We start from the raw sequence: 14,325 nt of genomic DNA, 5'->3' as shown, positions 1-14,325 counted from the left end.
TTGCTAACACGATTGGCAAAATTTTTCGCAATCGCCACCGCTTGCGTTTTCACAACAGCGATGCAATAAAAATTCAATCAAGCCGTTCATCATCGCTAAATTGGCGAAATAACGGACAAATTTTCCCTGCTGTTCACTGTAAACAAGGTTGGCGTTTGCCAAAGTTTTTAAGTGAAACGACAGATTATTGGGGGCAAGATTGAGCTGTTTTGCCAAATCGCCCGCCACCATACCACGCCCCCCTTCGGCGGTCAGGGCTTGGAAAATGGCAAGGCGTGTGGGCGAAGCAAGACTTTCAAACAGTTTGCTGGCGTGTTCGGTGTTCATATTCATAGGCGATTAGTATAGCAGGATGTATTTTTCATTTCAATAAGAATTGAAATGATTTTGTGTGTCGAGGTTGCCTAACAAAAAACCTTTCCAAATCCAAAACCCATCTTCCCAATAATCGCCATTCTATTCCCAATTTCAAAATCTTATAATACGCCCATAAACTTAAATTGGAGAACAAAATGAGCGATTATCTTGACAATTCAAACAAATGAAACTGGCGATGATGTTTGTCACAGGTTATGGCAACGAATCTTATGCGTGGCGACTTGCCGATAGCAACGAGCGCGCCTACACTGACATCAATAACTACATCAAACTGGCTCAAATTGCCGAACAAGGCAAAATCCACACCCTGTTTATTGCCGATACCCCTGCAATGGTTGGGGCGGGCGTGAGTGGCGATTTTGCCCGTAAATCGCCGATGTTTGTGTTGGAGCCGATGACCATTTTTTCCGCCATTGCCACACACACCCAAAAAATCGGCTTGGTGGCGACTTATTCCACGACCTACAACCTGCCCTATAATTTGGCACGCCAACTCAAAACGCTGGACATCATCAGTGGTGGGCGTATCGGTTGGAATGCCGTAACCACAGGCACAAGAGAAGTGGCGTACAATTTTGGCAATAAGCCCTTGCCTGACACCACCACTCGTTATGAGATGGCACACGAAATGGTAGAAGCGGTGCAAACGCTGTGGGGGACTTTTGGCGAAAATGCCTACATCACCGACAAAGTGTCAGGACAATTTGCCGATATGAGCCAAATCAAGCCTGCCAATTATCAAGGCAAGCATTATCAAGTCAAAGGGGCATTGCCGATTCCAGTCACACCACAAGGTCAACCGCCGATTTTTCAGGCAGGTCCAAGTCCTGAGGGGGTGGAGCTGGCAGGACGCTTTGCCAGTGGCGTGTATGCCAATCCGTTTAGCATTGATGAGGCAAGAAGTTACCGCAATGTGTTAAAACAAAGCGCTTTGGCTCACGGCAGAAATCCTGATGAAATCAATATGTTTAGTGGATTTATGTTTACCATTGGCGACAGTTATGAAGAAGCGCTCGCTCGCCGTATGCAGCTCCTTGATTTTATGAGTGATGAGGAATTTAATGGGCAAATTCGCTATTTATCGGCGATGATTGGGGTGGATTTGACAGGGCGAGATGTGAATGAGCCTTTGCCGGAATATCTACAAAATCAGGCAAGCCCACACCCCCACGACCCGCGTTCGCCAAGAGCGGTGGAGCTGATTCAGCGTGGAATGTCGCCCAAAGAAGTGCTGGCAAATGGCGTGATTAACTATCACCCTGTGGTGGTGGGTACGGCAAGCGATGTGGCGGATTTTATGGAAGAATGGTTTAAGGCAGGGGCAACGGACGGCTTTTCGCTCGCTCCGGACAGCCAAAAAGGGGTAAGCGATTTTGTGGAAAAAGTCGTGCCGATTTTGCAAGAGCGAGGCATTTATCATCTTGATTATGAAGGGGATACCTTACGTGAGCATTTGGGCGTGGGTTATCAGTATGGGCTAAAAGCATAGCCTTTATGTTTGAAAACAAACTGACCGTTTGCTACACGCAAGCGGTCTTTTTCCTCAAAACTTTGCAAATTTAGACCGCACTTTCCACCTGCCAACACTTCCCACCGTCTAATTTCTCGATAAAAAAATCCATCACCGCTTGCACATTCACTGGGCGATAGGTGCTTTGTGGGGTGAGCATTGAGATAAAAATCTCGCTCTCTTGGCTGGAAATCAGCTGGTCGGGCAGCACTTGCACCAGCGTGCCGTTGCGTAGCTCGTGATGCACCGCCCAATCCGGCATCATCAGCAAACCGCCGCCGTTTACCGCTGTTTCAATCAAGCTGTTGGCATTGTTGCTGATCAGCATCGGCTGTGCCTCAATCTGCTTCCCTTGTTTGCCAAACCGCCAATGTAACACGCCCAACTGCCCTCGATAAAACAAGCCTTGATGTTGAGGCAAATCGCTCAACTGCTTGAGCGTGCCGTGTTGGGCGAGATAGCTCGGTGAGGCAAGCAGAAAATGGCGTTGCGGGGCAATGATCCGCAGTTTCAGATTACTGTCCACCAATGCCGATACCCGAAAAATCACGTCCGCCGTTTCACTATACGGATCGATAAAATCATCGGTCTGGGTGAGCTGAATATGCAATTTCGGATAACGGCGGTGCAACTCCGCCAAGTGGGGTGCAATATGTTTCTGCCCGAAGAATACCGGTGCATTCAGGCGAATAATGCCGTGCGGCTCTTGGTTGCTACGATGAAGTTCTTCATTTAGGCTCTGGAACTGGCTCAACATTGCATGAGCGTGCTTGGCAAACTGTTCACCCGCTTGGGTCAAACTCATCGCACGGGTGTTTCGGTAAAACAGCGTTTGCCCAAAATCATCTTCAAGCTGTTTGATTTGCCGAGAAATGACCGAACTTGCCACATCGTAACGACGAACCACTTCGGAAAAATTCTTTTCTTTGGCAACGGCTAAAAAGAGTTCTAGGGCGTAAAAGGTGATGTTTTTAGGGTTCCTTTGTGCAAAATTAGGAAAAGTATTTTGTGATTGGTGTGATTTTAACATATTTGATGATATGACTGCGAAAAAAATCCTAAAAATTGTTTTTTTTAAGTTCTTTATTGGTAACTAATGTTATGTTATATTATAAAATAATTTAATATTGAGAAGTTTTTTATGAAACAGTTTAAATCATCAATCCATTTATCGGAGCAAGCAGCTTTGCTTGTACAGGAGGTTGCTACAAAGATTGCGAAACTTGGTGGCTGTCAGGCGGTGGAGGCAAAGCAATTAGCACAAGAGACCGCTAATATCTTGCTTAGCACTCATTTTAATGAAATTCAAAAGTTAGAAATTCAAAAATTTATCAAACAGGAAACTTGTGTGATTGTTTTTGAAAATCTCTATGATAAAAATATAGACGGTTCTAATATTGAACTACCTAGTAGTTTACCGTCTATGCAGACACTGGAAACTGATTTGGAGTGTTTAAAATTATCTGCCTCTAATCAAATTTTGTTAGCAACAGTAGAGCAATTTGCTTTTGCTTACGATATTGATAATTATGGAAAAATTATGCGTTTGGTTGGCAACTTCAAAGGTGGCGGAGCAACTAAATTAGCCAATGAAGACGCAAGTAAGGCAGATAAAAGTTCTCATTCTGGTATTGCATTGGGTGCTCACACAGAGGCACCCTATCATTCTGCTACAAAAGTTGTAGATAGTCATTCTCCTGCTCCATCATCATTGGTTTTGACTGCACGCTATAATCCACTATCAGAGCCAACTACCGTCATTCCGTTACAACCAATATTAGAACAATTACATTATATGGAGTTGTTAGCATTAACAACTAATAATTTTGATTTTACTCGTAGTGAAACTTTTACTGACGGAAAAGGTACTGGTGGTTCAAAAGTAGCTATTGTGGAATTTAATGACGATGGTGTTATCGGTATTAAATATAATTCTTATCGTTTTACAGCTAATACAAATGCACCTGAAGAAGTTAAATTAGCATTAGATAAATTTAATTCTTTGATTGATAATGCCGCAGCTTATAAAATCAATCTTCAACCAAGTACTTGTATGATTATAAATAATACATTAGCACTTGATTGTCGTGATGTTATCCAAGATAATAGAAGATTGCTAATTCGTATTTTTGGGTATAAAAATAATATTGAATGCATAAAATTGCAAGATAATCCAGCACTAGTACAAGGATAATAGAAGTGGATTTATATATTATTACAATATTAGGCTTTGTTGCAATGGTAGCTGGTTTTATTGATGCTATTGCGGGTGGGGGCGGGCTTATTACGCTTCCTGCCTTGTTGCTAGCTGGTGTTCCACCTGTATCTGCCATTGCAACCAATAAGCTACAAGCTGCTGCTGCAACCTTGTCTGCAACTATTTCTTTTGCTCGCAAGGGTTTGATTGACTGGAAAAAAGGCTTGCCTATTGCGTTAATGTCTTTTTTGGGCGGAGCGATTGGTGCTGTATCAGTCAATCTTATTCCCAAACACATACTATTAACAATAGTGCCGATTTTATTGATATGTGTTGCTATTTATTTTATGTTTTCACCAAAATTGGATGACAGCAAGGAAGGGCAGGCAAAAATATCGTATTTTTTATTCAGTCTAATTATTGCTCCTGTATTGGGATTTTATGATGGCATATTCGGTCCAGGTGTAGGTTCATTTTTCCTAATAGCGTTTATTGTATTGCTGGGCTGCAAATTACTTAATGCAATGTCTTATACTAAACTTGCTAATGTTGCTTGTAACTTTGGCTCGCTGTCTGTATTTTTATTTTATGGAGCAATTATTTTTCCTGTCGCCATCACAATGGCAGTTGGTGCTTATATTGGTGCTAATTTGGGGGCGAGGTTTGCGGTTAAATTTGGCTCAAAGCTTATAAAGCCATTACTTATCATTATCAGTATTTCAATGGCTCTCAAATTGCTTTTTGATAAAAATAATCCAATGTACCAATATATCATCACTCTTTTGAATTAAGTTATACCCCTGCAAGCACAATAGCTCGTAGGGGTAATTTTATTTTAATCTATATCTAATAATTTTAAATATTTCCAAAAACTGATTAGGATTTTCATTAAACCAAGCACCCAAAGTATGTGGAGCATTTTCTAAAATAATTTCTTGAAATAAATCAGGATTGCTATATTCTTTATAGATTTGACTGACTCCATTTGGGATAACCGGGTCATACTTTGGGCGAATTAAAGTTAATTTTCCTTGAAATTTTGGTAATAAATCTTTGGCATTTGTTCTATGCCAGTTACCCTGTTCTCTCAATGCGAGTTTAAAATTTTCACCAAATTCAATATCCATAATATCTTTGGCATATAAAGCAGGGGAAAATAAAGTAAGCGATTGAATATTTGGAAAATATTTCAATAAATTTACTGCAATTTGCCCACTCATACTCCAAGCAAATAAATGTATATTTAAACATTTAAAATAATTGATGACCGTTAATGCTTGCTCTGTTTTAATAGCAACAGATGACGGATTATGATGACTACTTTCTCCGTGTCCTGAATAATCAAAGCTAATCACATTGTAATTGTGGTTTTGTAATATTTTTGCCACAGGTTCTAATACAGATTGATTGGTTTCTCCTGCACCGTGCAATAATATGATTGTATCGCCAACACCTATATAATGTCTGGCAGACAAAATCTCATTTTGATACGAAATCAAGTATTTTTTAAACATTTGTATATTCGCCATCAATATTCATATTATTCTATTAACTGCTTAGGGTTATACCCACAAAAAGGTTATTTTGCTTGATTTTATATGGGTTGTAAACCAATTTTGAGGTTCATTTGTGCTAAATTGGCAAAAGTGTTATGTGATTGTTGTTATTTTAACAAAATTTAAAAAGCCATTACAATATGCTCACTTCACAGGATAGGGCATTTGGCTTTATCTATTATTCATTATTTTAATAAGGTTTTTTATGAAAACATTATCCAAAATCAGCACGGCGTTATTGCTTGCAGGCTCGCTTTTTAGCTCAGTGGCAATGGCTCACGGTACGCATTCGCATTCACACGCAGTTTATCAACCCACAGAAAATGCCGTAGCACAAAAACGCACCCAAGTGGACGGCTACTATCGTATGATGCTTGGCGATTATGAAGTTACCGCTTTGTATGACGGCTATTTGTCCATTGGCGTTCCTGCTTATCAAAATTCACCAGATTGACCAAAAAACAATTAGATGAGTTGATTTCAGGGCAATTTCGTCCAATGCTTCCAGATGGTGGCGTGCAAACGGCTGTTACGGGATATTTGATTAACACAGGCAAAAATTTGGTGCTACTTGACGCAGGTTCTGGCGATGTGTTTGACGATAAAGTGGGTAAATTAGCCGAAAGTTTGATTAAATCAGGCTATCGTCCTGAACAGGTGGATATTATCATTCCAACGCGTTTGCATTTTGACCATTTTAGTGGCGTAACTCGCAATGGCAAAATGGAATTTCCTAATGCAACGGTTTATATCGCTAATCAAGAAAAAGCGTTTTGGTTAGATACACCAATCAAAGAAATGCCCGAGCATACGCAGAAATATGCACAGTGGACACGAGATGCAATCGCCCCTTATGCGGTGGCAGGGCGTGTGAAGTATTATAATTTGGGCGATGAGATTATACCGAATTTCAAATCGGTGGCAACCACAGGGCATACTCCGGGGCATTCCAGCGTAGAAGTGACTTCCAATGGCGAAAGCTTATTTGTATGGGGTGATTTATTGCATAATCACGCCTTGCAATTACCTGAACCTGAGGTCGCTGCGGAATTTGATGTCGATGCAAAAGGGGCAAGACAAGCTCGTTTAGACATTCTGCCACAATTAGCCGAGCGCAAAGTGTGGATTGCAGGTGCACACCTTCCATTCCCCGGTTTAGGACATCTGCGCAAAGAAGCCAAAGGTTTCTCTTGGGTGCCGGTTGAATATAAACCGCTTGAATATTAATATTCATTAGATACCACACCGTTTGAATGAAGGTTCAAGCGGTGTTTTTCTTTGCAAAATCGGCAAAACCGTTTTTCAGGCAGCCTGAAAGTCCATTTATGCCAATTTGGCAAAAGTGGTTGAGCAATTCAAACGGTGTTTTTCTTTTAAAATTTTACAAAATAACCTTTTCTGACAGCCTGAAAAATATTCCGCTATTCTTTTTCTTTAATACCTTGAATAATCTGACACTTATCAACCGTTTTATTTTCACAACCCACAAATTGCATTAAAAAAGTTTTAACTTGTTGTAGTTCTGTGATTTGTTCGTCCAAATATGCCAAATGTTGCTCAGCAAGTGCATTGACTTCATTGCATTGTTTGGTAGGCGTTTGTTGTAATTGCAACAGTGTTTTGATGTTATTTAAAGAAAAACCGATATTGCGACAGGCTTTGATAAAGCGTAATTGAGCAAGTGTTTGTTCGTCAAATACACGATAGCCATTTTGTTGGTGCGTGGGGCTGATTAAGCCTTGTTTTTCATAATAACGAATGGTTTCCAAATGCACGCCTGTCTGTTCGCTGGCTTGTTTTATTTTAAAAAATTTTGACATTTTGGCTTGACCCTGTAATGACTACGGAGTTTATAGTATAGCAAATTTTCATCTTAAAACAGGAGCAAAAAAAATGGCGTGCCAAAATTGTTGTGGTTCAAATCAGCCCATTCATCAATCGCCCAAGTACAAAAAAGCCTTGTGGATTGTCTTGATATTAAATTTATCAATGTTTTTTGTGGAAATTGTGATGGGGGTTAAATCAGGTTCAACTTCGCTGTTGTCGGACAGTTTGGATTTCTTGGGCGACAGTGCCAATTATTTGATAAGTTTGATTGTTTTGCCAATGGCGTTAAGTTACCGAGCCAAAGCATCTATGGTTAAGGGGCTAACGATGGGCGGTTTTGGTTTATTTATTTTAATGACGACCATTTATCGTGTGTTTTATGGGGAAATGCCCAGTTATTCTGAAATGAGCATTGTGGGATTTTTGGCGTTATTGGTCAATGTGTCGGCATTGTTGATATTATTAAAATTTCGTGATGGCGACAGCAATGTCCGCAGTGTGTGGGTGTGTTCCCGAAACGATGCGATTGGTAATGTGGCGGTAATTTTGGCGGGTATGGCAGTTTATTTCTTTCAATCAAAATATCCTGATTTAATTGTGGCGTTTGTTTTGGCATTTTTGGCATTACAAGCCAGTCAAGAAATCATCAAAAGGGCTTGGGCGGAATTAAAAGTCAGTTAATTTAAAACACCGTTTGGATTGATGTTCAAGCGGTGTTTTTATTTTTAAATTTTGCAAAATAACTTTCAGGCTGCCTGAAAAACCTACACCCCTTTATTCCCCAGCGATTTTCGGTTTATCCACCACACCAGCGACAACATCACAGGCACTTCCACCAGCACACCGACCACCGTTGCCAATGCCGCCCCCGAGTGCAAACCGAACAAAGAAATTGCCACCGCCACCGCCAATTCAAAAAAATTACTCGTGCCAATCAAGCACGCAGGGGCGGAAATTTCGTGTGGTAATTTGAGCCATTTTGCCAAAACGTGAGTCAAGGCAAAAATGCCGTAAGTCTGTGCCAGCAGGGGAATAGCAATCAGCAGAATAATCAAAGGGTTGGCAATAATGGTTTGGGCTTGAAAGGCGAATAGCAACACCACCGTCAAAATCAAGCCCATCACGGAAAAGGGTTTTAGGCTGCCTGAAAATTGTGCCACCGATTTACCCGATTTTTGTAAATAAGAGCGGGTAAGCCAGCCTGCCAGCAAGGGCAACAGCACATATAAAACCGTGCTTAAAATCAAGGTATTCCACGGAATCTCTATGTCGCTTACGCCGAGCAATACGCCTGCAATCGGAGCATACGCCACAATCATAATCAAATCATTGACCGAAACCTGCACCAAAGTGTAATTGGGGTCGCCTTTGACCAGTTGCGACCACACAAACACCATTGCCGTACACGGTGCCACGCCCAGCAAAATCATGCCGGCAATGTATTCTTGTGCCGACTGTGCGTCCACCCAACCTGCAAAAAACACCCGAAAAAATAACCAGCCGAACATCGCCATCGTAAACGGCTTGACCAACCAGTTGATAAATAAGGTTAAAAATAAGCCCTTTGGTTTTTTGCCCACGTCTTTGATTGCCGACCAATCAATCTGAATCATCATCGGATAAATCATCAGCCAAATCAGTATCGCCACAGGCAAATTCACATGAGCCACTTCCAAAGATGCAACCCATTGAAATACATTGGGAAACCAAACACCCAAAACCACGCCCAGCACAATCGCCAACGCCACCCAAAGGCTTAAAAAACGTTCAAACAAACCCATGATTTACTCCTTATGATTAATAATTTCGCCGTCTTCTTTGACAAACGGGGTCGCAAAAGGCGGTAAAAATGCCAAAACTGTTTCGGACGGACGGCATAATTTCACACCTTTTTCACTCACCACAATCGGACGATTGATTAAAATCGGTTCACGAAGCATGGCGGAAATGAGCTCGTCATCGCTTAATTTTTCATTTTGCAAATCAAACGTTTCATACGGAGGCACATTGGTTCGCAGCAATTGGCGAGGCGTGATGCCCATGCGTTTGATTAAATCACGCAAAGTCGTTTCACTTGGCGGATTTTTCAAATATTCAATCACTTGTGGCTCAATACCAGCGTGGCGGATGAGTGCTAGTACATTGCGTGAAGTACCGCAGTTTGGGTTGTGATAAATGGTGATGTTCATAGTTACTCCAATCTTTCAAGAAATATAGAAATATTTGGCAATAATTTTTCAGGCTGCCTGAAAATCACTGGCAAGATTCGCCTGTTTGAGAACAGCAGTTTTGGGTCAGAAAATGGGTCAATGCCATCATCAAATCCAGCTCGGCAAAATAACGCATGTGCCGTCCTTCCTGCACCACACGCACAAGCCCCGAATGCAACAGGCTTTTTAGATGAAAAGACACATTATTCGGGGCAAGGTTAAGCTGTTTTGCCAAGTCGCCAGCAATCATGCCAGTACTGCCTGCGGCGGTAAGTTGTTGAAAAATCGCCAGTCTTATCGGAGAAGACAGGCTCTCAAAGAGTTTGCTTGCTTGTATCGTATTCATAGGCGTAATTATAACAAGAAATTTCAATATTTCAAGTATGATTGAAGTGTTTTTTAATTGCCCGAAGCCACCTTTCCAAATACGAAAACCCACTTCCCATTTTTCGCTATTCTTATCCTAATTTCAATACATTAAAATACGCTCATTCCATTTCATAAATAAGGTAAAAAAATGACCAAACAAATCCAATTCACCCAAACAGGTTCGCCTGATGTCCTGCAAATCGTTGATGTACAAATCCCCGCCCAAAATCGGGCGAAGTGCAAATCCAAATCCAAGCCATAGGCTTAAACCGTGCCGAAATGATGTACCGAGAAGGGGCGTATGTGATTGACCCTGTATTCCCTGCGACTTTGGGTTATGAAGGGGCAAGCGTGGTTGTGGCTATTGGCGAGGGTGTGAACGAAGTTGCCATTGGCGATAAGGTCAGCGTCATTCCGTCCTTTATGTTTACCGAATACGGCACTTATGGCGAGATTGTCAATATGCCCAAACACGCAGTCGTTAAGCACCCTGATAATTTATCAATGGAACAAGCGTCCGCCAGTTGGATGGCGTTTATTACCGCTTATGGCGGACTGATTGAGTTTGGCAAAATGCAAAAAGGCGATGTGGTGGTGCTGGGCGGTGCAACCAGTTCGGTTGGTTTAGCCAGTATCCAAATCGCCAAAATGCAAGGGGCAACCGTGATTGCCTTGTCTCGCACCCACGCCAAAGGCGATGTGCTTTTGGAAAAAGGGGCGGATTTTGTGATTGCCACAAGCGAAGACGATGTAACCGCCAAACTGTTTGAAATCACAAACGGCAAAGGCATCAATGTGGTGTTTGACCCTGTGGGCGGGCAAGAAGCGTCCAAAATTTTTCACGCAATGGCACAAGACGGTCGCTACATCATTTATGGGGCGTTAAGCCACGATGACATCGCTGTGCCTGTGTTCCCAATTTTGGGCAAGCATTTGACCGTGCGGGGGTATGAACTTTTTGAAATTACCACCGTGCCTGAAAAATTGGCACAAGCCAAAACCTTTGTCTATGACGGCTTGGCAAACGGTCAGTTACGCCCTGAAATTGACAAAATCTTTGCCTTTGATGAAATGGTTAAAGCCCACGAATATATGGCAAGCAATCAGCAGATTGGGAAGATTGTGGTGAAGGTTTGATTGATTTTTAAGTGAAATGCCGTTTGAACAATGTTTCAGGCGGTGTTTTTGTTTTTTTGGGCTAGTTAAAATTCAAAATTTCAATTTTTGAAAAATAAATTTACAAAAATCACCATTAAGTTATTAGTTTTAAGATACTAGCAATTATAATTATTTGTTAACAGTAAAAAATGATGACCAAACCAATAACATTGATTTGGGAATAAAACAGTTCAATAAATTATACTGAAAAACAAGCAATGTCTTTATCTTGTTAAAATAACTATAAATACATAACTATTATTTATTTTATTTGGGGCTGTCCTAGATAATGACTAAAAACTCCATTTAGGTTAAAATAACCCAGTGAGAAAAAGTCGTCTAAGTCAGTACAAACAAAACAAACTCATTGAGCTGTTTGTTGCAGGTGTTACTGCAAGAACGGCAGCTCAATTAGCCAATGTAAATAAAACAACAGCTGCTTACTATTTTCACCGATTACGCCTACTCATCTATCAACACAGTCAGCACCTAGAAATGCTAGATGGCGAAGTTGAAGCTGATGAGAGCTATTTTGGCGGAACACGCAAAGGTAAGTGTGGTCGTGGTGCAAGCGGTAAGACTGCGGTATTTGGCTTATTAAAGCGAAATGGCAAGGTTTATACCGTTGCCGTACCTAATACAAAGTCAGCCACTTTATTGCCCATTATACGAGAAAAAGTAAAGCCTGACAGCATTGTTTACACAGATTTCTACGAAAGCTATGATGTGCTTGATGTTAGTGAATTTAATCACTTTGGAATCAATCACAGTACGCACTTTGCAGAAAAACAAAATCACATTAACGGAATAGAGAATTTTTGGAATCAGGCAAAACGCCATTTACGCAAATTTAACGGTGTTCCCAAAGAACACTTTGAGCTTTATCTTAAAGAATGCGAATGGCATTTTAATAACAGTGACCTTAAATCTCAAATTTCCATTTTAAAACAATTATTTAAGGGCAGTTTGGGTTAGTTATCTAGGACAGCCCCATTTGTTTTACTCAACCCAATCAGATATTCAACCAATCCAACAATAGTCGTACTCGGATTGTCTGTATTATTTTCCACCGATTCTTGATTGACTCTTTTGGTATTTTGAATGGCAAAATTTAGTTTATCTTTCAATAATACAAATATATCATTTTGTCCCTTTTCATAGGTTGGAATATATTTTTTAAGCTCTTTAATAACATTATCGGCAATACTATTTTTACCAGATGCTGAAAATGGCTGTGTTGTATAAACAAAATGTAATAATAACCAATACTCAAAACAAGGAACAGAACAAACTACAAAGAATGGCTTTTTGTTTTTCCCTGTTGATAATTGTTTGATTTTATTGATGGCATCTTGATATTTTGGGTGCGCATCTTTATCAAACACACAATAAACCCTATCAAAACAATTCCCATCTTGTTTGGATTTTTCATACTCTTTAATGGCTTTATCAACGATACTCATTGGGTCAGAACCGCAATCACCTGTTATCTTAATGTTTGCGGTATCCAATTTATAAGCCGAACGCAAACCATTAAAATAAAATGGTTCTGTTTTCTCACCTTCACAAACAATCAAAACTCTATCATGATTTTTTCTTTCAGTTTTCTTGCGTTTTTCTTTGGCGGCTCGTAATTTGCGTTTTTTAAATAAATCATCACTACCCATTATTTATTGCTCCAAAATAAAATGGTCAATAAATGGCACTGCTCCATATCCGCCCGACAAATAAACATTTTCTAAGTTTTCTTTGCCTTTTTTGGGGCTAAAATCAGATAAAGGATACAAAATAGATGATTGTTGCTTGCTGCGTTCGCAAAACCAAATTTGGTCTCTACGAAAGATATTTTGATTTAGAATAGAAGTTTCATGCGTTGTAAAAATAAGTTGGGCGTGTCTTGGGTTGGACTTGGGATTATGAAATAAATCAACCAAAAATTGTACTAATTTAGGGTGTAGATTTTGATTTAATTCATCAATAAATAAAATCCTGCCATTCATTAAAATATCTAAAATGGGACCAGAAAAAGCAAAGAATTTTTGTGTGCCATCTGACTCTTCATCAAAATCAAAATAAACAGGATTACCCAAATCATCATAATGCAACAATTCAATGCTATCAATTTGTTTGGTTCCTTTTAAGGCTTTCACTAAATGATTTTTTAACTCGGGAGGCATATCGTCAGGCAGTTTGGATTCATCAAAATCCTCAATTTGAACTTTAATATCATGAATATTAAAATCAGCAGTCCTTAGCAGGCGAATGATTTCATTTTTTTGTTCTTTAGTGCATAGCTGAGCGGTGTAACTTGGGCTTAACCCATCAACACCAATAAATGCCAATGTTTTATCAAACCAATCAAATAAAGGCTTTAATTGCTCACTATTTAATTGCACCGCAGTAGATAAAAATAAGGCGTTATCTCTTGTAGATTCTTGCCACAAGCGTTTGTTACCCAAAAATAATGAACTAAATTGCCAAGTATGGCGTTTTTCATCATTAACCCAAACCCGTTCAAACCATTTTTGTGGGCGATTTTTTGGATAGGCATAAAGCCATTCATCATAAATTTGATATTTATCTGCTGAAAAACCGTACTGATAGCGGACACCATCAATGACAAAAACCACTTCAAACTCAGATGGTTCTGTGATGTTTTTTTGATTAAGTTTAAAAGGTGTTACATCAAGTTCATCGCCACGCTGTGATGTGGTTGTTACAATCTGTTCCATCAAGCGGAAAGCCTTAATGAAATTGGATTTGCCACTGGCATTTGCACCGTAAATGGCAACTGAATGTAGCAAATGCAAATCCTTTGCCTTTACAACCGAATAGGCGTTATCTGGCAACTCATCGCTGTGCGATTTAACCATACTTAAAGTTTGTCTTTCATCAAAAGACAGGCAATTTGCCACGCTAAATTCAATTAACATATATTTTCAAGCTATTTTTTGGAAAAATTTTCCATAAAATATCATGCAATTTAACAAAAATCAAGTGGACACTTCTCATGTTTAAGTCAATCCGTGTGAAAATTTTTATTGATTTATACCAATCTGGCAAAAGATTTTTGATATTCTTGCTATTTTTACAAAACCAAAAATCCCTTAAAATACGCCC

General features: G+C 39.9%; 17 protein-coding genes. 8 read left to right on the top strand and 9 right to left on the bottom strand.

The window, feature by feature from the left end:
• Window positions 1–3: 3 nt before the first annotated feature.
• Entirely contained in the window at window positions 4–333 is a 330-nt protein-coding gene (locus DYD54_RS10505; RefSeq protein ID WP_227713007.1) for an ArsR/SmtB family transcription factor, read from the bottom strand.
• A 220-nt stretch (window positions 334–553) separates the two neighbouring features.
• On the opposite strand from DYD54_RS10505, the gene DYD54_RS10500 reads away from it, so the two are divergent.
• A complete protein-coding gene (locus DYD54_RS10500) occupies window positions 554–1,867 on the top strand; it encodes an NtaA/DmoA family FMN-dependent monooxygenase (protein ID WP_218563662.1) in 1,314 nt (437 codons plus the stop codon).
• 70 nt (window positions 1,868–1,937) lie between these two features.
• Here the strand turns inward: DYD54_RS10500 and DYD54_RS10495 are convergent, their stop codons facing one another.
• Window positions 1,938–2,918 carry a LysR family transcriptional regulator gene (locus tag DYD54_RS10495; RefSeq protein ID WP_063514835.1) on the bottom strand — a complete coding sequence of 327 codons (981 nt, stop codon included), beginning with the start codon at window positions 2,916–2,918 and terminating at the stop codon, window positions 1,938–1,940.
• Between the two features lie 111 nt (window positions 2,919–3,029).
• Here DYD54_RS10495 and DYD54_RS10490 point away from each other — a divergent pair, with 111 nt between their 5' ends.
• A complete protein-coding gene (locus DYD54_RS10490; protein WP_063514834.1) occupies window positions 3,030–4,082 on the top strand; it encodes a hypothetical protein in 1,053 nt (350 codons plus the stop codon).
• A 5-nt stretch (window positions 4,083–4,087) separates the two neighbouring features.
• A complete protein-coding gene (locus DYD54_RS10485; protein ID WP_228703560.1) occupies window positions 4,088–4,876 on the top strand; it encodes a TSUP family transporter in 789 nt (262 codons plus the stop codon).
• Window positions 4,877–4,915: 39 nt separating this feature from the next.
• Here DYD54_RS10485 and DYD54_RS10480 read toward each other — a convergent pair whose 3' ends face one another.
• A complete protein-coding gene (locus DYD54_RS10480; protein WP_063514833.1) occupies window positions 4,916–5,614 on the bottom strand; it encodes an alpha/beta fold hydrolase in 699 nt (232 codons plus the stop codon).
• Between the two features lie 232 nt (window positions 5,615–5,846).
• Here DYD54_RS10480 and DYD54_RS11635 point away from each other — a divergent pair, with 232 nt between their 5' ends.
• Both DYD54_RS11635 and DYD54_RS10475 read left to right on the top strand, forming a co-directional pair.
• Window positions 5,847–6,095, top strand: coding sequence for a hypothetical protein (locus DYD54_RS11635; protein ID WP_218563661.1), 249 nt, complete (start codon window positions 5,847–5,849; stop codon window positions 6,093–6,095).
• Window positions 6,096–6,139: 44 nt separating this feature from the next.
• The gene (locus DYD54_RS10475) at window positions 6,140–6,868 is read left to right on the top strand and encodes an MBL fold metallo-hydrolase (RefSeq protein WP_218563660.1); all 729 of its coding nucleotides are present in this window, start codon (window positions 6,140–6,142) and stop codon (window positions 6,866–6,868) included.
• 194 nt (window positions 6,869–7,062) lie between these two features.
• Here DYD54_RS10475 and DYD54_RS10470 read toward each other — a convergent pair whose 3' ends face one another.
• Complete coding sequence (locus tag DYD54_RS10470) at window positions 7,063–7,461, bottom strand: Cd(II)/Pb(II)-responsive transcriptional regulator (RefSeq protein ID WP_063514832.1); 399 nt, start codon at window positions 7,459–7,461, stop codon at window positions 7,063–7,065.
• Window positions 7,462–7,534: 73 nt separating this feature from the next.
• Between DYD54_RS10470 and DYD54_RS10465 the strand changes: the two genes are divergently transcribed.
• Window positions 7,535–8,149: a cation diffusion facilitator family transporter gene (locus DYD54_RS10465; RefSeq protein WP_039195096.1), complete on the top strand. Its 615-nt coding sequence runs from the start codon at window positions 7,535–7,537 to the stop codon at window positions 8,147–8,149.
• 83 nt (window positions 8,150–8,232) lie between these two features.
• Here DYD54_RS10465 and arsB read toward each other — a convergent pair whose 3' ends face one another.
• From arsB to DYD54_RS10450, 3 genes are all read right to left on the bottom strand, one after another.
• Entirely contained in the window at window positions 8,233–9,249 is a 1,017-nt protein-coding gene (arsB, locus tag DYD54_RS10460; protein ID WP_063514831.1) for an ACR3 family arsenite efflux transporter, read from the bottom strand.
• Between the two features lie 3 nt (window positions 9,250–9,252).
• Window positions 9,253–9,657, bottom strand: coding sequence for an arsenate reductase (glutaredoxin) (gene arsC, locus DYD54_RS10455; protein WP_005628499.1), 405 nt, complete (start codon window positions 9,655–9,657; stop codon window positions 9,253–9,255).
• 64 nt (window positions 9,658–9,721) lie between these two features.
• Entirely contained in the window at window positions 9,722–10,024 is a 303-nt protein-coding gene (locus DYD54_RS10450; protein WP_014550505.1) for an ArsR/SmtB family transcription factor, read from the bottom strand.
• 260 nt (window positions 10,025–10,284) lie between these two features.
• Between DYD54_RS10450 and DYD54_RS10445 the strand changes: the two genes are divergently transcribed.
• The gene (locus DYD54_RS10445) at window positions 10,285–11,184 is read left to right on the top strand and encodes a zinc-dependent alcohol dehydrogenase family protein (protein ID WP_228703559.1); all 900 of its coding nucleotides are present in this window, start codon (window positions 10,285–10,287) and stop codon (window positions 11,182–11,184) included.
• A 345-nt stretch (window positions 11,185–11,529) separates the two neighbouring features.
• Window positions 11,530–12,180: an IS1595-like element ISMov1 family transposase gene (locus DYD54_RS10440; protein WP_063514830.1), complete on the top strand. Its 651-nt coding sequence runs from the start codon at window positions 11,530–11,532 to the stop codon at window positions 12,178–12,180.
• On the opposite strand, the gene DYD54_RS10435 is transcribed toward DYD54_RS10440, so the two are convergent.
• On the bottom strand, window positions 12,177–12,872 hold the full coding sequence (locus tag DYD54_RS10435; RefSeq protein ID WP_063514829.1) for an RloB family protein: 696 nt from the start codon (window positions 12,870–12,872) through the stop codon (window positions 12,177–12,179). The two genes, DYD54_RS10440 and DYD54_RS10435, sit on opposite strands and share 4 nt — an antisense overlap.
• Before the next feature lie 3 nt (window positions 12,873–12,875).
• Window positions 12,876–14,138 (bottom strand): AAA family ATPase, encoded by a 1,263-nt coding sequence (locus tag DYD54_RS10430; protein ID WP_063514828.1) that lies wholly within the window; start codon window positions 14,136–14,138, stop codon window positions 12,876–12,878.
• Window positions 14,139–14,325: the final 187 nt, after the last annotated feature.

Source organism: Moraxella ovis (assembly GCF_900453105.1).
GTDB classification, from domain to species: domain Bacteria; phylum Pseudomonadota; class Gammaproteobacteria; order Pseudomonadales; family Moraxellaceae; genus Moraxella; species Moraxella ovis.
Note: the sequence above shows the minus strand (reverse complement) of the source record. Positions and strands in the feature narration are given on the sequence as shown.

Bases quoted from the DNA above. Each gene is read 5' to 3' on its own strand.
- DYD54_RS10505 (WP_227713007.1), bottom strand. From the start codon at position 333: ATGAATATGAACACCGAACACGCCAGCAAACTGTTTGAAAGTCTTGCT.
- DYD54_RS10500 (WP_218563662.1), top strand. From the start codon at position 554: ATGATGTTTGTCACAGGTTATGGCAACGAATCTTATGCGTGGCGACTT.
- DYD54_RS10495 (WP_063514835.1), bottom strand. From the start codon at position 2,918: ATGTTAAAATCACACCAATCACAAAATACTTTTCCTAATTTTGCACAA.
- DYD54_RS10490 (WP_063514834.1), top strand. From the start codon at position 3,030: ATGAAACAGTTTAAATCATCAATCCATTTATCGGAGCAAGCAGCTTTG.
- DYD54_RS10480 (WP_063514833.1), bottom strand. From the start codon at position 5,614: ATGGCGAATATACAAATGTTTAAAAAATACTTGATTTCGTATCAAAAT.
- DYD54_RS11635 (WP_218563661.1), top strand. From the start codon at position 5,847: ATGAAAACATTATCCAAAATCAGCACGGCGTTATTGCTTGCAGGCTCG.
- DYD54_RS10475 (WP_218563660.1), top strand. From the start codon at position 6,140: ATGCTTCCAGATGGTGGCGTGCAAACGGCTGTTACGGGATATTTGATT.
- DYD54_RS10470 (WP_063514832.1), bottom strand. From the start codon at position 7,461: ATGTCAAAATTTTTTAAAATAAAACAAGCCAGCGAACAGACAGGCGTG.
- DYD54_RS10465 (WP_039195096.1), top strand. From the start codon at position 7,535: ATGGCGTGCCAAAATTGTTGTGGTTCAAATCAGCCCATTCATCAATCG.
- arsB (WP_063514831.1), bottom strand. From the start codon at position 9,249: ATGGGTTTGTTTGAACGTTTTTTAAGCCTTTGGGTGGCGTTGGCGATT.
- arsC (WP_005628499.1), bottom strand. From the start codon at position 9,657: ATGAACATCACCATTTATCACAACCCAAACTGCGGTACTTCACGCAAT.
- DYD54_RS10450 (WP_014550505.1), bottom strand. From the start codon at position 10,024: ATGAATACGATACAAGCAAGCAAACTCTTTGAGAGCCTGTCTTCTCCG.
- DYD54_RS10435 (WP_063514829.1), bottom strand. From the start codon at position 12,872: ATGGGTAGTGATGATTTATTTAAAAAACGCAAATTACGAGCCGCCAAA.
- DYD54_RS10430 (WP_063514828.1), bottom strand. From the start codon at position 14,138: ATGTTAATTGAATTTAGCGTGGCAAATTGCCTGTCTTTTGATGAAAGA.